26 protein-coding genes are annotated in these 21,814 nt (G+C 39.7%); 24 read left to right on the top strand and 2 right to left on the bottom strand.

Features of this window, described 5'->3' with window-relative positions; all coding sequences use genetic code 11:
- Positions 1-60 precede the first annotated feature (60 nt).
- The 14 genes from MHH37_RS13475 to mtnN all read left to right on the top strand — a co-directional run bounded on the left by MHH37_RS13475 (position 61) and on the right by mtnN (position 13,387).
- Positions 61-1,209 carry an MFS transporter gene (locus tag MHH37_RS13475; protein WP_342573518.1) on the top strand — a complete coding sequence of 383 codons (1,149 nt, stop codon included), beginning with the start codon at positions 61-63 and terminating at the stop codon, positions 1,207-1,209.
- A 396-nt stretch (positions 1,210-1,605) separates the two neighbouring features.
- Positions 1,606-4,278 carry an alanine--tRNA ligase gene (gene alaS, locus MHH37_RS13470; protein ID WP_342573517.1) on the top strand — a complete coding sequence of 891 codons (2,673 nt, stop codon included), beginning with the start codon at positions 1,606-1,608 and terminating at the stop codon, positions 4,276-4,278.
- Positions 4,279-4,395: 117 nt separating this feature from the next.
- The gene (locus MHH37_RS13465; RefSeq protein ID WP_014823361.1) at positions 4,396-4,668 is read left to right on the top strand and encodes an IreB family regulatory phosphoprotein; all 273 of its coding nucleotides are present in this window, start codon (positions 4,396-4,398) and stop codon (positions 4,666-4,668) included.
- Positions 4,665-5,081 carry a Holliday junction resolvase RuvX gene (gene ruvX, locus MHH37_RS13460; protein ID WP_008407654.1) on the top strand — a complete coding sequence of 139 codons (417 nt, stop codon included), beginning with the start codon at positions 4,665-4,667 and terminating at the stop codon, positions 5,079-5,081. The genes MHH37_RS13465 and ruvX overlap by 4 nt, the downstream gene beginning before the upstream one ends.
- Before the next feature lie 107 nt (positions 5,082-5,188).
- The gene (locus tag MHH37_RS13455; protein WP_014823362.1) at positions 5,189-5,479 is read left to right on the top strand and encodes a DUF1292 domain-containing protein; all 291 of its coding nucleotides are present in this window, start codon (positions 5,189-5,191) and stop codon (positions 5,477-5,479) included.
- A gap of 73 nt (positions 5,480-5,552) precedes the next feature.
- On the top strand, positions 5,553-6,065 hold the full coding sequence (locus tag MHH37_RS13450; RefSeq protein WP_008407650.1) for a DUF1292 domain-containing protein: 513 nt from the start codon (positions 5,553-5,555) through the stop codon (positions 6,063-6,065).
- A 187-nt stretch (positions 6,066-6,252) separates the two neighbouring features.
- Positions 6,253-7,371: an endolytic transglycosylase MltG gene (gene mltG / locus MHH37_RS13445; protein WP_342573516.1), complete on the top strand. Its 1,119-nt coding sequence runs from the start codon at positions 6,253-6,255 to the stop codon at positions 7,369-7,371.
- Between the two features lie 216 nt (positions 7,372-7,587).
- The gene (locus MHH37_RS13440; protein WP_342573515.1) at positions 7,588-8,220 is read left to right on the top strand and encodes an O-methyltransferase; all 633 of its coding nucleotides are present in this window, start codon (positions 7,588-7,590) and stop codon (positions 8,218-8,220) included.
- Between the two features lie 5 nt (positions 8,221-8,225).
- A complete protein-coding gene (locus MHH37_RS13435; protein WP_342573514.1) occupies positions 8,226-9,158 on the top strand; it encodes a peptidase U32 family protein in 933 nt (310 codons plus the stop codon).
- Between the two features lie 19 nt (positions 9,159-9,177).
- Positions 9,178-10,455 carry a U32 family peptidase gene (locus MHH37_RS13430; protein ID WP_342573512.1) on the top strand — a complete coding sequence of 426 codons (1,278 nt, stop codon included), beginning with the start codon at positions 9,178-9,180 and terminating at the stop codon, positions 10,453-10,455.
- A complete protein-coding gene (udk, locus tag MHH37_RS13425) occupies positions 10,456-11,091 on the top strand; it encodes a uridine kinase (protein ID WP_008407640.1) in 636 nt (211 codons plus the stop codon). It begins immediately after the preceding gene.
- Positions 11,092-11,358: 267 nt separating this feature from the next.
- On the top strand, positions 11,359-11,844 hold the full coding sequence (greA, locus tag MHH37_RS13420; RefSeq protein ID WP_008407639.1) for a transcription elongation factor GreA: 486 nt from the start codon (positions 11,359-11,361) through the stop codon (positions 11,842-11,844).
- Positions 11,845-11,975: 131 nt separating this feature from the next.
- Positions 11,976-12,656, top strand: coding sequence for a YrrS family protein (locus MHH37_RS13415; RefSeq protein WP_342573510.1), 681 nt, complete (start codon positions 11,976-11,978; stop codon positions 12,654-12,656).
- A 38-nt stretch (positions 12,657-12,694) separates the two neighbouring features.
- The gene (gene mtnN / locus MHH37_RS13410; RefSeq protein ID WP_342573508.1) at positions 12,695-13,387 is read left to right on the top strand and encodes a 5'-methylthioadenosine/S-adenosylhomocysteine nucleosidase; all 693 of its coding nucleotides are present in this window, start codon (positions 12,695-12,697) and stop codon (positions 13,385-13,387) included.
- 107 nt (positions 13,388-13,494) lie between these two features.
- Here the strand turns inward: mtnN and sigK are convergent, their stop codons facing one another.
- A complete protein-coding gene (gene sigK, locus MHH37_RS13405) occupies positions 13,495-14,196 on the bottom strand; it encodes an RNA polymerase sporulation sigma factor SigK (RefSeq protein WP_008407633.1) in 702 nt (233 codons plus the stop codon).
- Between the two features lie 85 nt (positions 14,197-14,281).
- Complete coding sequence (pssA, locus tag MHH37_RS13400; protein WP_008407632.1) at positions 14,282-14,821, bottom strand: CDP-diacylglycerol--serine O-phosphatidyltransferase; 540 nt, start codon at positions 14,819-14,821, stop codon at positions 14,282-14,284.
- A 167-nt stretch (positions 14,822-14,988) separates the two neighbouring features.
- Here pssA and MHH37_RS13395 point away from each other — a divergent pair, with 167 nt between their 5' ends.
- The 10 genes from MHH37_RS13395 (at position 14,989) to MHH37_RS13350 (ending at position 21,689) form a co-directional block, all read left to right on the top strand.
- Positions 14,989-15,771, top strand: coding sequence for a phosphatidylserine decarboxylase (locus MHH37_RS13395; RefSeq protein WP_008407630.1), 783 nt, complete (start codon positions 14,989-14,991; stop codon positions 15,769-15,771).
- 34 nt (positions 15,772-15,805) lie between these two features.
- A complete protein-coding gene (locus tag MHH37_RS13390) occupies positions 15,806-16,321 on the top strand; it encodes a YqeG family HAD IIIA-type phosphatase (RefSeq protein ID WP_008407628.1) in 516 nt (171 codons plus the stop codon).
- 57 nt (positions 16,322-16,378) lie between these two features.
- A complete protein-coding gene (yqeH, locus tag MHH37_RS13385; RefSeq protein ID WP_008407627.1) occupies positions 16,379-17,482 on the top strand; it encodes a ribosome biogenesis GTPase YqeH in 1,104 nt (367 codons plus the stop codon).
- A 77-nt stretch (positions 17,483-17,559) separates the two neighbouring features.
- Positions 17,560-18,402 carry a shikimate dehydrogenase gene (gene aroE, locus MHH37_RS13380; RefSeq protein ID WP_342573504.1) on the top strand — a complete coding sequence of 281 codons (843 nt, stop codon included), beginning with the start codon at positions 17,560-17,562 and terminating at the stop codon, positions 18,400-18,402.
- Positions 18,389-18,694 carry a ribosome assembly RNA-binding protein YhbY gene (gene yhbY / locus MHH37_RS13375; RefSeq protein ID WP_008407625.1) on the top strand — a complete coding sequence of 102 codons (306 nt, stop codon included), beginning with the start codon at positions 18,389-18,391 and terminating at the stop codon, positions 18,692-18,694. Before aroE ends, yhbY begins: the two co-directional genes overlap by 14 nt.
- 11 nt (positions 18,695-18,705) lie before the next feature.
- Positions 18,706-19,299, top strand: a complete 594-nt coding sequence (locus MHH37_RS13370) for a nicotinate-nucleotide adenylyltransferase (RefSeq protein ID WP_342573503.1) — start codon at positions 18,706-18,708, stop codon at positions 19,297-19,299.
- Positions 19,268-19,828 carry a bis(5'-nucleosyl)-tetraphosphatase (symmetrical) YqeK gene (yqeK, locus tag MHH37_RS13365; RefSeq protein WP_342573502.1) on the top strand — a complete coding sequence of 187 codons (561 nt, stop codon included), beginning with the start codon at positions 19,268-19,270 and terminating at the stop codon, positions 19,826-19,828. Before MHH37_RS13370 ends, yqeK begins: the two co-directional genes overlap by 32 nt.
- A gap of 6 nt (positions 19,829-19,834) precedes the next feature.
- Positions 19,835-20,188, top strand: a complete 354-nt coding sequence (gene rsfS / locus MHH37_RS13360) for a ribosome silencing factor (protein WP_008407622.1) — start codon at positions 19,835-19,837, stop codon at positions 20,186-20,188.
- Positions 20,181-20,918 (top strand): class I SAM-dependent methyltransferase, encoded by a 738-nt coding sequence (locus MHH37_RS13355; RefSeq protein ID WP_041865717.1) that lies wholly within the window; start codon positions 20,181-20,183, stop codon positions 20,916-20,918. The genes rsfS and MHH37_RS13355 overlap by 8 nt, the downstream gene beginning before the upstream one ends.
- A 123-nt stretch (positions 20,919-21,041) precedes the next feature.
- Positions 21,042-21,689: a helix-hairpin-helix domain-containing protein gene (locus MHH37_RS13350; RefSeq protein ID WP_342573499.1), complete on the top strand. Its 648-nt coding sequence runs from the start codon at positions 21,042-21,044 to the stop codon at positions 21,687-21,689.
- Positions 21,690-21,814 lie beyond the last annotated feature (125 nt).

The following is a 21,814-nucleotide window of genomic DNA, read 5'->3' as shown; positions in this document are numbered from 1 at the left end:
TTATTGTAGTATTTCTCATGTTAATATTCAACTTAATAAAAATGAAAAAGGATGAAGACTATGAATAATCAGCGTTGGCTCGCGAAAAACTTCTTTATGTTCTTTATTACATGGGGGATTTTCCTGCCATATTGGACGGGTTGGCTTATTAACGATAAAGGGCTTACGGTTTCGGAAGCGAGCATAATAATGGGCTTTGGACTGGTTGCACGGGCCATCTCAACGATGTTTATTTTCCCGTTTGTTTCTAAAGTGATGAGCAACAAAAATGTGCTGATCTTTTTTACTGCAAGTTCATTAGTTGTGACACTGCTATACATACCGATTAATTCATTTGGCGGCCTGTTTTTAATGACATTGCTGTTCAGCGCCTTTTACCCGGCATTACTACCGGCTGTTGAGAGCAGTGCTTCCACATTAATGCAACATGGATCCATCCATTATGGAAAAGCACGTTCATTTGGATCTTTCGGGTTTGTTGTCGCTGTATTGATCATTAGTATGATTAGCGGGATGTACGGGGAGCAAATGATTTTATGGATGATGATTGTAGGATTGGCCGCATTACTCATCATTCAATTTATGCCTGCACCTCAAGTATTAAGTTTAGTGCCGGTAAAAGAAAATGGAAAAACGCTCTCAATGAAAGGGCTATTTAAAGTAAAAAGCTTCATCATCGTATTGTTTGTTGTTATTTTGCTTCAGGGGGCACACGCATCTTACTATAACTACGGCTATATTTATTTACAGGAGCTGAATGTCAATCCGTTTTATATCGGAATGATTTTAAATGTCGCAGTAATATTTGAAATCCTTTATTTTTATAAGGCAGATACATTTTTGACAAAGTGGAAGCCTTCTTCGTTAATGCTCGTTGCTGCAATTGGCTCGAGTGTTCGTTGGATACTAGTTTACGCATTTCCGAATATGCCGATGTTTATCTTATCTCAGGCACTACACGCTCTGTCATTTGCGATGGCGCATTATGCCTTTATCCGCTATATTTCCAAAGCTTTACCGCAAGAGCAAATCCCAAATGCACAGGGGATTTATTCTGCACTTGCAATGAGTTTAAGTGCAGCGATTCTTACACTTTTAGGTGGTGCACTTTATGAAATTGAGCCAGGTTTGGCGTTCTTAGGAATGATTATATGTACAGTGCCTGCAATCCTTTTAATTTTACTGACGAAAAAACGTTTTAATTATTAAGGAATGCCGATTGACAGCACGATGTCTATTTTTTATAATGAAGAGCATAATAAAATGAAAACGATGATGGAACAAGTACGTATGGACTTCGTGAGCAGAAAGAGATTTCCCGGCTGAAAAAATCTCCCCGAATAAATACTGAAAGCTACTCCAGAGTGCAGCTAACCACTGCCGTTTGCTTACGTTACAAGCACTTGAGATATAATGCATGCGCGTTATAAATTAGGGTGGTACCACGAGATAATAGTCTTCGTCCCTTTACCGGGATGGAGGCTTTTTTTGTTTTCATTTTGCGGAACATAAAAATTTCCGGTAAATGAAGCGCTTATATGCGTGAAGGTGTAATTAATCTGTACCACAATTCATCGACTTCAATAAATTTTAGGAGGAAAAATCATGACAACAAAAACTATGACAGGTTCTGAAATTCGTCGTCTTTATTTGAATTTCTTTAAAGAAAAAGGGCATCATATTGAACCATCAGCACCATTAGTGCCAATTAATGACCCATCGCTTTTATGGATCAACTCAGGTGTGGCAACATTAAAGCCGTATTTTGACGGACGTATCATTCCAGATAACCCGCGCATTACAAACGCACAAAAATCGATTCGTACGAACGACATCGAAAACGTAGGGAAAACAGCGCGCCACCACACATTCTTTGAAATGTTAGGGAACTTCTCTATTGGGGATTACTTTAAAAAAGAATCAATTCATTACGCTTGGGAGTTTTTAACGGATCCAAAATGGATGGGCTTCGATCCTGAAAAGTTATCGGTAACTATCCACCCGGAAGATCAGGAAGCTTATGACGTATGGCATAATGAAATCGGAATTCCGAAAGAGCGCTTAATCCGATTGGAAGGCAACTTTTGGGATATCGGGGAAGGTCCATCAGGTCCAAACTCTGAAATCTTCTATGACCGCGGTGAAGAGTACGGCGTTGGTGCACCGGAAGAAGAAATGTACACAGGCGGGGAAAACGAGCGCTATCTTGAAATTTGGAACCTAGTATTTTCTCAATTCAACCATAATCCGGACGGCACTTATACGCCACTTCCAAAGCAAAACATCGATACAGGTATGGGTCTTGAGCGTATCGTTTCTGTTGTACAAAATGTACCAACAAACTTTGATACAGATCTTTTCATGCCAATCATTGAAAAAACAGAAACGTTCGCAAACCGTAGTTACAAACGTCCGCATGAAGTGGATTTAAAAGAAATTTTCGGATCGACTGAAGATGTGAATACACCATTTAAAGTAATTGCCGACCATATCCGTACAGTAGCATTTGCTATTGGGGATGGTGCATTACCATCAAATGAAGGCCGCGGCTATGTATTGCGTCGTCTATTACGTCGTGCTGTTCGATATGCGAAAAAAATCGGCATCGAAAAACCGTTTATGTTTGAATTAGTGCCGACTGTCGGAGAGATTATGCATGATTTTTATCCGCAAGTAAAAGAAAAAGAAGCATTTATTCAACGTGTGATTAAAAATGAAGAAGTGCGTTTCCATGAAACACTTGATGGCGGATTAGCAATTTTCAACGAAGTTGCAGAAAGCCAAAAAGCTAAAGGTGAAACAGTTATCCCGGGTGCTGATGCATTCCGTTTGTATGATACATTCGGTTTCCCGATTGAATTAACGGAAGAGTACGCAGAAGAAGTTGGCATGACAGTTGACCAAGAAGGTTTTGAAGCTTCTATGGAACAACAGCGTGAACGTGCGCGTAATGCACGTGCTGACGTTGATTCAATGCAAGTGCAAAACGAAGTTCTGTCGAATTTAACACAGCAATCTACATTTATTTATGATGCATTGGAAGCTTCTGCAAAAGTTTCTGCAATTGTTGTTAACGGTCAAGAAACTTCAACAGCTTCCGAAGGTGAAGAAGCGTTGGTTATTCTATCTGAAACACCGTTCTATGCTGAAATGGGTGGACAAATTGCCGATACAGGTATCATTGAAGCAGACGGATTCACGGCCATTGTAAAAGATGTTCAAAAAGCACCAAACGGCCAGCCATTACACACAGTTGTAGTGGAATCGGGTGAAATGAATGTCGGCGATATCGCTACTGCAAAAGTTGAAGAATCAAAACGTAAATTAATCCTTAAAAACCATACTGCAACACACTTAATGCACCGTGCATTAAAAGATGTATTAGGTGACCATGTAGCACAAGCAGGTTCTTATGTAGGACCAGATCGTTTGCGCTTTGACTTCTCTCACTTTGGTGCTGCAACAAAAGAAGAGCTTGCACAAGTTGAACGTGCAGTGAACGAAAAAATTTGGGAAGATATCGAAGTCGTGATTCAGGAAATGGATATTGATTCTGCAAAAGCAATGGGTGCAATGGCACTGTTCGGTGAGAAGTATGGGGATGTTGTCCGTGTAGTAGCTGTTTCGGATTATTCGATCGAACTTTGCGGTGGACTGCATGTAAGCCGTTCATCTGAAATCGGCATTTTCAAAATCGTATCCGAAAGCGGAATCGGTGCAGGTACACGCCGAATTGAGGCTGTTACAGGAAAAGCGGCATATGAAGCGATTAAAGAAGAAGAAGCAATTTTAAATGAAGCGGCAGGCCTTTTAAAATCGAATGCAAAAGACGTGGCAACTCGTGTTGCAACACTTCAAGCAGATTACAAAGAACTGCAACGCGAAAATGATTCATTGTCACAAAAAATCGCAAATGCACAAGCTGGCGCAGTATTGGATGCTGCACAAAAAATTGGTGATGTAACAGTACTTGCAACTCGTATAGAAGCAAAAGACAATAATCAATTACGCCAGATGATGGATGATTTAAAAGAAAAAATGGAATCAGCTGTAATTGTTCTTGGAGCAGTCGATGGCGATAAAGTCATGTTATGCGCGGGTGTAACGAAGGATATCGTTGGTGGAAACTATCACGCTGGAAACATTGTGAAGCAAGTTGCAGAAGCTTGCGGCGGTAAAGGCGGCGGTCGTCCGGATATGGCGATGGCCGGTGCGAAAGATGCTTCTAAATTGGAAGATGCGTTGAATGCTGTTTACGAACATGTAAAATCTTTCTAAACATCTAAATTTTACTACTGGCATATTTGAAGTGCTTGCAGGAATAAGTTATAATGATATAAATGGAGATGGGAGATAGTGCTCCATCTCCCTATTGCTGAAAGCGAGGTGCTGGTCTTGAGTTCTTTCGATAAAACAATGAAATTCAGTTTTCCAGAAGAATCCATGGAACAAGAAGTAAAGCAAGTGATGCTGAAGGTGTATACGGCTTTAGAGGAAAAAGGGTATAATCCAACAAATCAAATTGTGGGTTATTTATTATCTGGCGACCCGGCATACATCCCTCGCCACCAGGACGCACGTAATTTAATCCGCAAGCTTGAACGTGACGAGATTTTAGAGGAACTCGTTAGATTTTATATTAGAAAGAATACTGAGGCGGATAAATGAGAATTATGGGTTTAGACGTCGGCTCGAAAACAGTCGGCGTTGCAATTAGCGATGCGCTAGGGTGGACAGCGCAAGGAATCGAAACGATAAAAATCGATGAAGCGGCAGGCGAATTTGGTATTGAACGTATTAATGAGCTTGTAAAGGAACACAATGTAACAGAATTTGTTGTAGGCTACCCCAAAAACATGAATAATACAATCGGTCCCCGCGGGGAAGCTTCCGAAAGCTATAAAAAGTTGCTGGAAGATACATTTGGTTTTCCTGTTAAACTTTGGGACGAGCGTATGACAACAATGGCTGCTGAGCGAATGCTGATCGAAGCAGATGTAAGCCGTAAAAAGCGAAAGCAAGTTATTGATAAAATGGCTGCTGTCATGATTTTACAAGGTTATTTAGATAGTAAAAACTAAAGTTGCTTTATATGAGGCATTTTTGTACTTATCCGAAAAGGCTTTATGTATAATGAATTGAGCAGCAACAGGCACCAATGCCTAAATATTATGAAGAGGTGACGATCATGTCAGAACAACAAAATCACATTACAGTAGTCGATGAAAACGGCAACGAACAACTTTGCGAAATTTTACACACTTTCGATTCAGAAGAGTTCGGTAAATCATACGTATTATATTCTCTAGTAGGTGCAGAAGAAGATGAAGACGGCGCAGTTGAAATCTTTGCCTCTGCATTTGTTCCTGCTGAAAACGGTGAAGATGGCGAATTAACGCCGATTGAAACAGAAGCAGAATGGGATTTAATCGAAGAAGTATTAAACCAAATCGAAGACGAATTAGGCGAAGAAGAATAATTCATTTGACACGATAAAAACAGAGTGGGTGTTGAGCCTACTCTGTTTTATTCATTCATTGGGAGGAAATAGTATGGAAGAAAATATTTTTATATTGCAAAAAGAAGACGGTGGGGAGCAACAATGCCGCGTTGTTTTTACATTTGATTCAGAAGAGCATTCTTATGTGTTATTCTCATTAATCGGTGATGAAGAAGCCGGTATTTCTGCACTTCGCTATGTACTTGACGAAAATGGCGAAATGAGCGGCTTTTCGGATATTGAAACAGATGACGAATGGGCGATGGTTGAAGAGGTTATGAATACGGTGCTAGCGGAGTTTGGCGCAGATCAGACAAATTACTTCACGATCACGAATGACGATGACGAAGAAGTTATGTGCCAAATATTGCACCGCTTCGAAAGCAACGGCAAAAATTACTTATTCTATGCCATTATGGAAGACGATGAGCCTGTTCTTGAAGAAGTATTCGCTTCTGCCTATATCGCTGGCGACAACGGTGAAGTAGCGGACTTGCTGCCTATCGAAACAGACGAAGAGTGGGAAATGGTAGAGCAAGTATTAAATTCATTAGCACAAAACTAATTTCAAGTACCTTACTGACGATATATACGGCAGTAAGGTTTTTTTATTGTTCAAAATTAGACAAAAACGAACATTTTCTATTATAAAACGTCGCAAATAGTGAGAATTTGCATACCTTTCGTCGCTCGATATTGTGTCGAAAGAGATTTTTATGTATCATTATGAAAGAGAAAAAGGGGGGGCTCCCGTGCTGGACGAAAATAAAAAGCAAGAAATGTTCAATAAAATGAAAGAGCGTAAAGGAGAAGTTAAAACTGTGCGTAAAATTGTGGGAATCATCGCGCTTGTCGCTCTTCTGATTATCGCCATCGTCGGTTTAGCAGGATATAGCTATGTGACATCGGCATTGAAACCAACGGACCCGGAATCGAACGAAAAAGTTGAAGTCGAAATTCCGATGGGGTCAGGTATTACATTAATATCAACTATTTTAGAAGATAAGGGCATTGTAAAGAATGCGCAGATTTTTAAATATTACACTAAATTTAAAAATGAATCGGAATTCCAAGCAGGCAGTTATGCTTTGACGAAATCCATGACACTCGACGAAATTATTGAAAGCTTAAAGACAGGTCGTGTGTATCGCGAGCCTGTATTTACAATGACAGTGCCAGAAGGGTTAACGCTAGAGCAAGTAGCTGATATTGTACAGAAAAATACTTCTCACAAAGCAGAGGACTTCATGAAAAAAGTGACGGATGCCGCTTATGTGGAGCAATTGATCACTGAGTATCCTGATTTATTGTCAGAGGCCATTTTAAAGGAAAATATTCGTCATCCATTAGAAGGTTATTTATATCCGGCAACATATCCATTCTTTGAGGAAAATCCATCAATCGAGGAAATTATCGATACAATGCTTACTGCAATGAATACGATTGTTTCCGAGTATACACCGGTATTGGAAGAACGTGAAACATCTGTTCATGAACTATTGACATTTGCATCACTGCTTGAAGAAGAGGCAACTGCCCAAACGGACCGTGAAACAATTGCAAGTGTATTCTATAACCGTATAGAAATTGATATGCCTTTACAGACAGACCCAACCGTACTGTATGCATTAGGCTCTCATAAAGACCGCGTGCTGTATGAAGATTTGGAAGTGGACAACCCGTATAATACGTATCAAAATGTTGGATTACCGCCTGGACCAATAGCAGGAGCCGGTAAAACATCGATTGAAGCGGCACTGAACCCTTCGCAAACGGATTATTTATACTTCCTGGCAGATAAAGAAGGCATAAATCATTTTGCTAAAACGTATGATGAACATTTATCGAACATCGAAAAATACTTACGCTAAAAAAGTTTAATGGATGAAAAGGAATCGAATGGCTTGAAATTTCCGTTTTACGATGGAATTCAGTAAATTGTTCGCATTCCTTTTCTTTTCATGCTATTATAAATTGTGATTTTTTGTCCTTATATAACAATTTTGTAGGCGCAAACATCTTCGTTTCGTCTTTTTTCTTGTGAATGAAAGATGAGCGCAAACAACCAGGTAAAGGGAGAATGACGAATGGAATTATCAGACGCTTATATTGCTTCCTTCATTCCTGAACGTGATGAATTACTAATGGAAATGGAACGCTTCGCAGAACAGAATCATGTCCCGATTATGCAGCTTGCCGGGATTGAGTCACTAAATCAAATTTTACGCATTCAAAACCCGAAATCGATTTTGGAAATTGGTACGGCAATTGGTTATTCTGCTATACGAATGGCGCAAGCGCTGCCAAACTGTCATATTGTGACGATAGAACGTGATGTGTCGCGGGTTCAGTATGCCAAGGAATTCATTGCAAGGTCAGAGGTGGCAAACCGCATACAAGTAATTGAGGGCGATGCGTTAGAGGTAGACATGGAAACACTTCCATCTACTTTTGATGCTGTTTTTATTGATGCGGCAAAAGGGCAATACATGAAGTTTTTCGAAAAATACGCATCACTCGTTCCACCGGGTGGCGTTTTATACATCGACAATATGTATATGCACGGACTATCGGATTTAGATATAAAAGAAGTACCTAGAAGAAAAAGAACGATGATTCGCAACTTAAAAACATTTTCAGACTGGATTATGGCACATCCGGATTATTCGAGTGCCTTTTTCCCTGTCGGTGATGGTTTGTTAATTTGTTTGAAGAGGTGATTAGTGTGAAAAAACCAGAATTATTAGTAACACCACAATCCATTGAGCATATTACAGCACTGCTTGAGGCAGGTGCAGATGCTTTTGTGATCGGTGAACAAAAATTTGGCTTACGTTTGGCTGGAGACTTTACGGTAGCACAGGTGGAAGAAGCAACAAAGCTGATTCACGCTGCAGGTAAGAAGGTTTATGTAGCAGTCAATGCCTTATTCCACAACGATCGTTTAGATGCGTTGGATGTATATTTAGTGGAGATGCAGCGTATTGGGGTAGATGCATTATTATTCGGAGACCCAGCCGTAATTATCGCTGTGCGTGAAAACAATGTAACCATTCCGTTACATTGGAATCCGGAAACGACAGCAACAAACTTCTTCCAAGTGAACTATTGGGGTGAACGCGGAAGTGAGCGTGCTGTACTGGCACGTGAACTTTCAGTGGATGAAGTTATTGAAATTAAAGAAAATACAAAGCATGAAATCGAAGTGCAAGTCCATGGCATGACTTGTATGTTCCAATCTAAGCGCGCACTTTTAGGGAACTATTTCCTTTACCGTGACGAAGCGATGGAAATTGAAAATCGAAAAGAAAACAAAAATATGTTCCTTCACGATAAGGAGCGCAAAAATAAATATCCGATCTATGAGGATATGAATGGCACACATATTTTCTCACCGAATGATATGTGCATTATCGAGGAGTTAAATGAATTATTTGAAGCGGGCATCGATTCATTTAAAATCGATGGTGTCCTTCAAACATTTGATTATACGGTGACAGTTACAAAACTTTACCGTCAAGCGATTGATACGTATTTTGAGCAAGGTGAAGATGCGTACGATGACATTAAATCTGAACTATTTGAGCAAATCGAAGCAATTCAGCCAGCGTTACGTCCACTGGATACTGGCTTCATCTACAAGGAAACAGTTTACTAGGAAGGAGAACGAACGCAGTATGCTACAATTAATTCAAAATGAAAGAATCCGTGAAACAATTAACGGGAAAACAGTAATTACGAAAAAACCAGAGCTTTTAGCACCAGCAGGAAGCCTGGAAAAATTAAAAGTAGCCGTACACTACGGTGCCGACGCTGTATTTATCGGTGGCCAGGAATTTGGTTTACGTTCAAACGCAGGGAACTTCACGATTGAAGAAATGAAGGAAGGCGTTGAATTTGCAAACAAATACGGTGCCGTTGTATATGTAACAACGAATATTTTCGCTCATAATGAAAACATGGACGGGCTGGAAGAATATTTGCAAGCAATCGAGGGAGCAGGCGTAAAAGGAATTATCGTTGCAGACCCGTTAATTATTGCAACTTGTAAAAAATGTGCACCTTCTCTAGAAATCCACCTTTCTACACAACAGTCTTTATCTAACTGGAAAGCGGTAAAGTACTGGAAAGAAGAAGGGTTGGAGCGTGTTGTTTTGGCACGTGAAGTAGGCGGAGAAGAAATGCGTAAAATGAAAGAAGAGGTAGACATTGAAATCGAAGCATTCGTGCACGGTGCAATGTGTATCGCTTATTCAGGGCGCTGTACGCTTTCAAACCATATGACGGCACGTGATTCAAACCGTGGCGGCTGCTGTCAGTCTTGCCGTTGGGATTATGACTTATATGAAAATAATGACGGTGAAGAAGTGGCATTGTTTAACGAAGGCGAAGCACCGTTTGCAATGAGCCCGAAAGACCTGAAATTAATCGAATCCATTCCACACATGATTGAGTTAGGTATTGACTCATTAAAAGTGGAAGGCCGTATGAAATCGATTCACTATATCGCTACAGTTATTTCTGTTTATCGTAAAGTAATTGATGCATACTGTGCAGACCCGGAAAACTTTACATTTGAAAAAGAATGGCTGGAAGAATTGGCGCGCTGTGCAAACCGTGCAACTGCTTCGTCATTCTTTGAAGGTGAGCCAAGCTATAAGCAACAAATGTTTGGTTTCCATTCACATAAAATGAAGTGGGATTTTGCTGGTTTTGTAATGGATTATGATGCCGACACTCAAATGGTTACATTGGAACAACGTAACTATTTCAAGACAGGCGATACGGTTGAATTTTTCGGCCCTAATATGGATACATTCAAAATGACGGTTGGCCAGCTTTGGGACAAAGACGGCAATGAACTAGATGTTGCCCGCCACCCGCTACAAATCGTTAAATTTAAAGTTGATCGCTCATTATCACATTTTGATATGATGCGAAAGGAGAATAATTAAATGTCAAACCGTCCAGTTGTAATCGGTATTGCCGGTGGTTCATGCTCAGGTAAAACTAGCGTGACACGTTCTATATATGATGTTTTTCGTGAACATTCAGTAGTTGTAATCGAACAAGATTATTATTATAAAGACCAAAGCCATATGACGTTTGAACAGCGTCTGGAAACGAACTATGATCATCCGCTGGCATTTGACAATAATTTGCTGATTGAGCATATTCATCGTTTACTTGCCTATGAATCAGTGGAAAAACCGGTCTATGATTATGTACAGCATACACGTTCAGATGAAGTCATTCATGTGGAACCAAAAGATGTAATCATCGTTGAAGGAATTTTAGTGCTGGAGGACGAGCGTCTTCGTGATTTAATGGATATTAAATTATTTGTGGATACGGACTCTGATTTACGTATTATCCGACGCATTCAACGCGATATTAAAGAACGCGGTCGCACAGCTGATTCGGTAATCGAACAGTATTTAACTGCAGTGCGTCCAATGCACAATATGTTTATTGAACCTACTAAGCGATATGCAGATGTAATCATCCCTGAAGGCGGGGAAAATAACGTTGCAATTGACTTAATGGTAACGAAAATAAAAACAATTCTTGAAACTGAATCGAACTTGTAATATGATGATGTAGTATTTACAATAATTACATTTTAAATTGATAGAACAACATAAATAATTAATCATAAAATTCGGCTGCCCGTATTACGGTGTAAACTTCTTCTAAAAGAAGGGATTTACACATACCGTAAACTAGTAGTCGGGTTTTCTGTTATTTATGAACAAAATACGTGAAAATAACATTTAAATTTATACGTATTTTTTAGAAATAGAAATAGAAAACGCAAAAAGTAAACGTTTTCAAGTTAATACTAAGGAGTGGGAATAATGTCAAACGAAAAACAATATCCAATGACACTTGATGGAAAACAAAAATTAGAAGATGAATTAAACACATTAAAAACAGTAAAGCGTCCGGAAGTAGTAGAGCGCATTAAAGTAGCTCGCAGCTTCGGTGACCTTTCTGAGAACTCTGAATACGATTCAGCAAAAGAAGAGCAAGGATTTGTGGAAGGTCGTATTTCTTTGATTGAACAAATGCTGCGTAATGCTGTTATTATTACTGAGGACGAAACATCAAATACAATTTCTTTAGGTAAAACAGTTACATTTGATGAACTGATCAACGGTAAACGTGCAAACTTCGAAGAATCATACACAATTGTTGGTTCAGCTGAAGCCGATCCGATGGAAGGTAAAATTTCAAATGATTCTCCAATTGCTAAAGCATTGATGGGCAAGCATGTGGATGATGTTGTAAAACTGACAACACCAGGCGGAGAAATGGAAGTTATTATTTTAGAAGTAAAATAATTATTGGAGCAGTTAGCATAAATTGCTAGCTGCTTTTCTTTTGTTAAGTACTGGAAGACTTTTCAGTGTTTAATTTCCGTGCAACCTTTGATGTTCTAATGCTAAAATAGGTTTGCATAGGAGGAATTGAAATGGAACGAAAAAGACGATTTCAAACACGACAACAGTATGCTGAACAAAAATCAAAACAGACGAAATTTCAGAAAGCGGATAAAAGGTTAAATTACTTAATCGCCGTAGTAGCTGTATTAATTGTGGCAACATTAATTTTTATTATTACGCAAGAGCCAAGCCCCAAAAACGAAGCCGAAAAACAAGATTCACCGGCGGAAGTAGCTACAGATGTTCCGGAAGATGATGCTGGGCAGGAGACGGAAGATAATGAAACAGAAACCAATGTCCCGGAAGAAGCAGAAGAGGAAGAAAACTCTTCAGATGAAACAGAACAGCCGACTTCTGAATCGGGTAATATGGTAAGTCCTTCCGATGATCCGGCAGTAAAAGAAGTGATTACAAATCCGAATTGGCCGGCCTATCCGACGGCACAAACTGGTGAACATGTGTCAACATATGAAAAAGGGCATATTGATTACGAAGAAAAACTTAAAGCAATATTTAGTGTCATCGATTTACAGCAGGAAAACAGTATCGTGCTGCGGGTGAATAATAACGGTAGCGCGGAAAATGCAATTGCCGTTGTCACATCGATGGATAAAGAACAGAAATACCGTGTAAGTATTGAATGGGTCGACAATGAAGGCTGGAAACCGATTCAAGTGGAAGTTTTATCAACACTGGAAGGTTCACAATAACGCGTTTAGTGAGCAAGTTTAATTGGAGGAATGAATAAATGACAATAGCAGTAATCGGCGCAATGGAGCAGGAAGTAGAATTATTACGAGGCGCACTACAAAATACGAAAACGGAAACAATCGCAAACAGTGAATACACAACAGGTACATATGAAGGCAAGGAAGTGGTACTTTTAAAAAGCGGTATCGGTAAAGTGAATGCGGCAATGTCTACGACAATTTTATTGGAGAAGTTTAATCCGAAAGTTGTCATCAATACAGGATCTGCAGGCGGTTTTGATGCAGCATTAAAAGTTGGGGATATTGTTATTTCGGATGAAGTGCGTCACCATGATGTAGATGTAACAGCTTTTGGCTATGAGATCGGTCAAATGGCAGGGATGCCGGCAGCATATAAATCGGACGAAAATTTAATGGAAGTGGCAAGACAGGCAGTAAAAGAAGTGGGAGAGCATAATTACAGCGTAGGTCTAATTTGTTCAGGCGATGTCTTTATGAGCAATCCTGAGCGTGTTGAAGCAGTACGAAAAGATTTCCCTACAATGAAAGCCGTGGAAATGGAAGCGGCGGCTGTAGCGCAAGTATGCCATCAATTCAATACACCGTTTGTAGTCATTCGTGCACTATCAGACATTGCAGGACAAGAATCAAGCATGTCATTTGATGAGTTTTTACCTGTTGCAGCAAAACACTCAACAGAAATCGTATTAAACGCTATTACAAAATTATAATTCGGATCAAAACGATAAATGCCCAATCACAAAAAAGATTGGGCATTTTTTTGTCATGTTTAAATTTAATGATTGTTGGAAAATAACTTCCTTTGTAAAGGTTAAGCTTATTCTTTCTCTCCATGCTTAAACTGCTGGTAAAGCTTAATAAGTGCCCGTTTTTCAATGCGTGAAACATAGCTGCGAGAAATATTGAGTCTTTTAGCAATTTCTTTTTGGGTATGCGGATCGAAGTTTTGGAGCCCATATCGGTAGGAAATAATTTCGAGCTCACGCGGATCTAATGTATCTAAATAGCGATACAGTTGGGCAAAATCTTCCTGTCGTTCAATTTTTTCGATTGTTGAAGGTTCGTCAAGCTGCAGTAAATCACGGATTTGAAGAGACTGCCCATCTTTATCGATACCAATCGGCTCAAATAACGAGACATCCTTTTGCACTTTTTTTTGTGCACGAAGATGCATCAGAATTTCATTTTCGATACATCGGGCGGCATATGTGGCGAGACGTGTCTTTTTTTCTGGTGTGAAGCTGCTCACGGCTTTCATAAGACCAATCGTGCCAATTGAAATATAATCATCAAGCAAATCGTGTGAAGGATGGAATTTTTTTACGACATGTGCAACTAAACGCATGTTTCGCTCAATTAATTCAACACGAGCGCTTTCATCCCCCTTTATAAAACGATTGATGACTTCCTCTTCTTCCTCGCGTGATAACGGTTTATAAAACGTCTGCCCTTTTAAATAGCCTAATAATGCGGGAAGCTCAAGCCAAAGTTGAACCAATGCTGTCACAAAACCGCTCAAGCAATTAACATCCTTTCATCTTTTCGACAGTATATGATGAATTTTGCGCAGAAATGAAAAAAAGTGTAAGAGCGATATTTTGCTCTTACACTTTTTTCAATGTAAACGTACTTACCATTAATAATGCTAATACCGGAAAAAGAATAAAATAAAATGTTTCAGATAACGTATTTGTAAAGAAATATGAAATAGTTAGTAACGTACCTGCCGCTGTAATTGGCAGGCCTACGAAATAGCCTGTTGAATCCATTACATTGAATCGAGCTAAACGTAACGCACCGGCAGCGATGAATAACACGGGCATCATCATTCCTGTAAACCCTGCATTCATTAATGCCATTTCATACATTAAAAGGGCAGGTGCCACACCGAAGGAAATAATGTCTGCCATTGAATCAAGCTGTTTTCCCAATTCGGACTCCTGATTAAATTTACGGGCAACTTTACCATCATACCGATCTAAAAAAGCAGCGATAAAAATTAATAATACACTATAGCTATGATACTCATTCAATGTAGCCATAATTGCAGCTCCACCAAATGACATATTTGTAATTGTAATAATATTAGCAGCATTTGCTTTTATTTTTTTAAATGTTGAATCGACTTTTTGAAGTAGAAACATTGGAAAACACTCCCTTGCACATCGGCTATATTCTATTATACTTGTTCTATTAAAAAAAGGTAATAGTTAATTCATATTAAGACCTATCTTTGTATGGCCAGTCATTATATAATTTACTTTTATCCCGTTCACTTTATCAATACTTAATTAAAACCGGAGGACCTAGAATGAAGGAAAAATTATACCGGAATATGATAGAACTATCAAATGGTAAAATCTCTTCGAAAATTTTACAACAGATTGCTCAATCCCGTTTAAGTAAAAATTTTATTCGTAGCTATAGTCAAATATACGGAATTAACATACAAGAAGTTTCAAAATCTCCAAAAGAATTTACGAGCCTGCATGATTTTTTTGTTCGTCAGTTGAAAGAAGAAGTGCGTCCGGTAGATGTTCGCGCGGATATATTTGCGAGTCCTGTTGATGCGAAAATAGAAGCTTTCGGCAATATTGAAGATCAGGAAATGTTTACTGTGAAAAATAAGCCGTATTCTTTAATTGATTTAATGGGAAATGAAACACAGGCAAAGAGGTATAATAATGGCAAATATATTGTTTTTTACTTGAGTCCTGCAGATTATCACCGTATTCATAGTCCGATTGATGGTGTTGTTACGCGACAATACATACTTGGGCAAAAGTCTTATCCTGTTAACCAGATGGGCTTACAATACGGGAAAAAACCGATCAGTCATAATTATCGTATGATTAGCGAAATTAACTATGAAAAAGATCATTATACAGCATTCATTAAAGTAGGAGCGACATTTGTGAATTCAATCGAACTTACGAACACATCCACACAGTGGAAAAAAGGCGAAGAAGTTGGCTATTTTGCTTTTGGCTCAACTGTTGTAATGTTATTCGAACAAAATACAATTGAATTTACGGAGAATGTAACAAATGGGGCGAAGATAAAAATGGGAGAAGCCTTTGCTACTATGGTATAATGAATAAATAAATTTTGAGTTAGGGGTTACGGCTTTGTACAACTTTTTATTACCAGATGAATTTATTCGCAGTGTATATGAAATTACACCGGAAAAATTAAAGGATTTAGGCATTAAAGGGATCATAACAGATTTAGATAATACGCTTGTTGAATGGGACCGTGCTGATGCAACGGAAGAGCTTGTACAATGGTTTGAAATGATGCGTGAAGCAGGCATAAAAATTATCATTGCCTCAAACAACCATGAAGCACGGGTGCGCCAGTTTGCAGAACCGCATGGCATACCGTTTATTTTTCGTGCAAAAAAACCATTAGGTGCAGCATATTATGCGGCCCTTGTTCAGCTGCGTCTACGTCGCCATGAAGTTGCGATGCTGGGAGATCAGCTATTAACAGATGTGATGGGTGCAAAACGTCAAAAACTTTATACGTTTTTAGTTCGTCCTGTTGCTGACTCTGATGGACTCGTTACAAAATTTAACCGCTTCGTCGAACGTCGTGTATATAACGATTTAAAGCGAAAAGGAAAGTATCCTTGGGAAGACTAAAAACGACCCAAGTTTTTTTTGCATGAATGTGCAATAGTAGTTAGGAGGAAATAGTGAATGAATGAAATGCCACAATGTATTGGCTGTGGAACAGTGATTCAAACTGAAGATAAAAATGGATTAGGGTATGCACCTGCATCCTCGCTGGAAAAGGAAATGATTATTTGTCAACGTTGTTTCCGTTTAAAAAACTATAATGAAATCCAACCTGTTAGTTTAACGGATGATGATTTTTTACGTATTTTAAACGGCCTTGGACAACAGCAGGGTCTAATCGTAAAAATCGTGGATATATTCGATTTTAACGGCAGCTGGCTACCAGGTTTACACCGATTCGTTGGAAATAATCCCGTTCTTTTAGTAGCAAATAAAGCAGACCTTTTACCTAAATCGGTAAAAGAAAAGAAAGTAATTAACTGGTTAAAACGTGAAGCGAAAGCACTTGGTTTGAAGCCTGTTGATGTGAAGCTTGTTTCGGCACATAAAGGATTAGGCATGCAGGAAGTCGTTGAAGCAATTGAAGAATACCGTAATGGCAAAGATGTATATGTTGTAGGTTGTACAAATGTCGGCAAATCGACGTTTATCAACCGGATTATTAAGCAAGCTACAGGTGAAGGAGAAATTATTACAACTTCTCATTTCCCGGGAACTACGCTTGATATGATTGGCATTCCGCTAGATGACGGATCATCTTTATATGATACACCTGGTATTATTAATCATCACCAAATGGCACACCATATCGATTCAAGTGAATTAAAATATATTATGCCGAAAAAAGAAATTAAACCAAAAGTGTACCAGCAAAATGCTGGACAAACCCTATTTATCGGTGCTCTTGCCCGTTTTGATTTTATTCAAGGCGAGCGTTCGGCATTTACTGTCCATGTGGCAAATGACTTACCGATTCACCGTACGAAGCTGGAACGTGCGGATCAATTATATGAAGAGCACAAAGGTGAGTTACTGGCACCTCCAACATCTAAACATATCGATCAATTACCGCCATTAGTGCGTCACGAGTTTTCGATTAAAGAACCGAAAACAGATGTAGTCATCTCAGGGCTAGGCTGGGTTACTGTGCAGCATGCCAATGTTGTCGTAGCAGCACACGCACCAAAAGGCGTAGAAGTATTCATTCGCCCGTCACTGATTTAACTGAACGGTCTCTTCATCAGTAGGAGCAAGTGTTACTTTGTAGTGAATGAATGGTAGTAGGAAAGAGGGAAATGTCGATGAAAAAGTGGTTTGCGGTTATTGGGGATCCGATTGCACAGTCAAAATCTCCAGAAATGCATAATGCATGGTATGAAGAGGGAAATGTGGATGCAACGTATATTCCGATACACGTGAAGCCAGAACATCTACAACAAGCTGTTGCATCATTCAAACTGTTAGGGACAAGCGGCTGGAATGTAACGATTCCGCATAAACAAACGATCATTCCGTTCCTGGATGAGCTCGACGAACTTGCGGAAAAAATGGGTGCCGTCAACACGGTCGTGCGCACTGCAGAAGGTATATTAAAAGGCTATAATACTGACGGTCCTGGTTTTGTAAGATCACTTGAGCATGCGATCGGTACAATAAAGCGGGACGCACCGATTTTACTAATCGGAGCAGGTGGCGCAGCCCGTGGTATTGCATTTGCTCTACAGCTTACAGGTTATAAAAATATAACTATTGCCAACCGAACAGTTGAAAATGCACAGCGGATCATTGACGACATGCATGCCGGCAAAGCTGTTTCTATGCAAGAAGCAGAACGAAGCCTGGCTAATTTTGAAATTTTTATTCAAACAACACCAGCAGGGATGACAACAGGCGACTTTGCATTACCATTTTCGCTTGAAAAGTTCCCGGCAGGCGCAATTGCTGCAGATATTGTGTATAATCCATTAATGACGCCATTTTTGCAAGCGGCTGAGCAAAAAGGTGCGATAATTATCAATGGGTTAGGCATGTTCGTGCATCAAGGTGCGATAGCCTACGAACACTGGTTAGGTCATTATCCAAATACAAATGCAATGATTGCCCGTTTAACGGCGCAATTAGGAGGAAATTATGTTAACAGGTAAACAAAAACGTTTTTTACGTGCTGAGGCACATCACTTAGATCCAATTTTCCAAGTTGGGAAAGGTGGCGTAAATGATGCAATGATTGCACAATTACGCGATGTATTGGAAGCACGCGAACTTATTAAAGTACGCATTTTAGACAACTGTGAAGAAGACAAAAATGTCGTGGCGGAAGAACTGGCTGCCGGTACTCGTGCAGAGCTCGTTCAACTGATCGGTTTGACAGTTGTATTATATAAAGAATCACGCAACAATAAAAAAATCGTATTACCTAAAGTAGCTACGAAATAAGGTGAAGTGTAATGAAGAAAGTCGGTCTTTTTGGCGGAACCTTTAATCCACCGCATATCGGACATTTAATGATGGCCAATGAAGTGTATGCAGCGCTTGGTTTGTCGGAAGTACGCTTCATGCCGAATGCAAAACCGCCTCATAAGGATTTGTCCCGCTCGGCAACAAATGCACAGCGTCTGCGGATGGTTGAACTGGCGATCGAGGACATTCCATATTTTCATGTGGAAACATATGAACTTGAGCGCGGAGGGGTATCCTATACAATCGATACAATGAAAGCATTGTGCGAAAGAGAACCACAAACACAGTTTTATTTTATTATCGGCGGGGACATGATCGATTCTTTGCATACATGGCACCGTATCGATGAGTTAATGGAACTTGTCACATTTGTTGGAGTAAAGCGCCCTGGCAGTGAAGCAAAATCAACCTATGATGTGTGTATGGTGGAAGCTCCGCAAATTGACCTTTCTTCAACATATATTCGAAATCGATTACAGCAAACAGAGGCACCTTTACAGTTTTTATTGCCTGCTGCAGTTGAACAGTATATTCGAAAGGAAGGTTTGTATGGAACGTCAAACGATGTTGGCAGCGATTAAAGAGCGAATGCCCGAAAAGCGGTATATTCATACGATTGGTGTAATGGAAACAGCGATCCGTTTAGCTCACCAATACGATGAGAATCCCAAAAAAGCAGAGATTGCGGCAATTTTCCATGATATCGCCAAATATGCGGATGTTGCCTGGATGAAGCAAGTTGTAACCGATAAGCAGTTGGATGCACGCCTGCTTGACTGGGATGCAGAAATATTGCATGGTCCGGTCGGTGCCTGGATTGTCGAGACGGAATTCCAAATTAATGATGAAGCCATTTTAAATGCAATTCGTTACCATACTACCGGACGTGCGAATATGACAAATTTTGAGAAAATTATTTATGTAGCAGATATGATTGAACCAAATCGTAAATTTCTCGGTGTAGAGGAACTAAGAACATTGGCAGACATCAGTTTAGAGGATGCATTCCGGGCATGTGTGACCCATACGCTCAGTTTTTTAGTTTCGTCACAGCAGGCGATTTACCCTGTTTCAATTGAATGCTACAACAGCTTAATAAGAGAGGAATAAACATACATGAATGAAACGTTATTAAATATTACGTACAAAGCAATCGATGACAAGCGAGGAGAGGATATCGTTGCATTGAATATGCAGGGGATTTCACTTTTAGCTGATTATTTCATCATTGCGGAAGGTAGCTCAGAGCGCCAAGTACAGGCAATTGCACGTGAAATTAAAGAAAAAGCAGAAGAAGCGGGTTACACAGTTCGTAAACTTGAAGGCTTTGACACAGCACGCTGGATTTTAGTCGATATGGGTGATGTTGTTGCACATATTTTCCATAAAGATGAGCGTGCCTATTACAACCTAGAGCGCCTATGGGGAGATGCACCACAACTAGACGCGCCACAAATGGACAATGAATAGTTATGAGCGTTTTGCAGAAGTTTATGATGAATTGATGACCGATATCCCGTACACGGAATATGTGGAATGGATTCAGACATATGCACCTGCACAGAACTATAAAAATCTGCTCGATATTGGCTGTGGTACAGGAACACTTGCATTAATGTTGCATAAAGCCGGTTACGCTGTATCAGGGATTGATTTATCGGAAGAAATGCTATCCATTGCCAGTGCCCGTATGGATGCTGAGAAAGTTACAATGCCTCTTTTTGCTATGTCAATGGACGAGCTGGAAGGCTTCAGCGACTTGGATGTTGCCATTATTCCGATTGACTCGATCAACTATGTAAAAGAGCATCACAATGTAATGGAAACATTGAAGCGGATATTTGACAGTCTTCGTGAAGGCGGACAGCTATTCTTTGATGTACATTCATTATTTAAGATGGACGATATTTTTCTGGATGGTCCTTTTACGTTTGATGACGGGGAAATTTCTTATGTTTGGCATACTGAACCGGGTGAAGAACCGCATTCCGTGTATCATCAGATGACGTTTTTTGTATTAACAGAAAGCGGACTGTATGAACGTTTTGACGAGGAACATTATCAGCGCACATTTGCATATGGGCAATATGTGAAATGGCTGAAAGAAATTGGTTTTTCTCATGTTGAAGTGACGGCAGACTGGACGACAGCACAACCGACTGATGAAAGCGAACGAATTTTTATTCGGGCGGTTAAATAAAATAGTAGAAAAAGTAAGTTTCGGCAGTTTTGATTGAAATACCTTTTCATAAAGAAGTGGAATTTGTATAGTGGAGATAAGCTCCATATATAAAACCTTCTTTATGAAAGGGTGTTTTTTATTTTGCAGCCATTTCTGGAGAAGTATAAAAAGCAAATTGCCCTACTGGGCGGAGTAGTTGCAGCCATTTTGATTTACTTATTAGTCTTTGATGATTCCTCTAACCGTGCTACGATCGAAACAATTGACCAAATGACACTTGCTGCAAGTGATGAACCTTCCACAATATCGGAAACGGAAATCGAAACTGAATCTAAGCCAATAGTGGTGGATGTAAAAGGCGCGATAATATATCCGGGTGTGTACACATTATCCGAAGAACAACGGATTGTCGATGCTGTTGAAGCGGCAGGAGGATACACGGACGATGCCAATCCGGTGCTCATTAACCATGCTCAAAAGCTTCACGATGAAATGGTAATCTATATACCGAAAATAGGGGAAGAACCTGAAGAGTTAATGGAACAGATGATACAGGCGAGTCCGGCAACCGGTTCCGGTAGTGGAAGTTCCAACGGGAAAATTAATATAAATAAAGCATCTGAAGGGGAATTGACTCAGCTGCCAGGAATTGGCCCAGCCAAGGCGGCTGCGATTATTCAGCATCGGTCCGAACAAGGAAATTTTCAAATCATTGAAGACTTAAAAAATGTCACGGGAATCGGTGATAAGACATTTGAACAGTTAAAAGACTTAATTGATGTAAAATAAAGTGAAACTTCACTCAGTGGGGACGTTCTTTCCCCGCGGATTAGAAGGAACACAAGCTAAAACCGTCACGTCCTGTGACAACGCTTGTGTGACCAACATCATGTTGGCCCGAACCAATCGGGCTT

It is taken from the genome of Solibacillus sp. FSL K6-1781, from assembly GCF_038630735.1.
GTDB lineage: Bacteria > Bacillota > Bacilli > Bacillales_A > Planococcaceae > Solibacillus > Solibacillus silvestris.
This window is presented reverse-complemented; position numbering and strand designations above follow the sequence as displayed.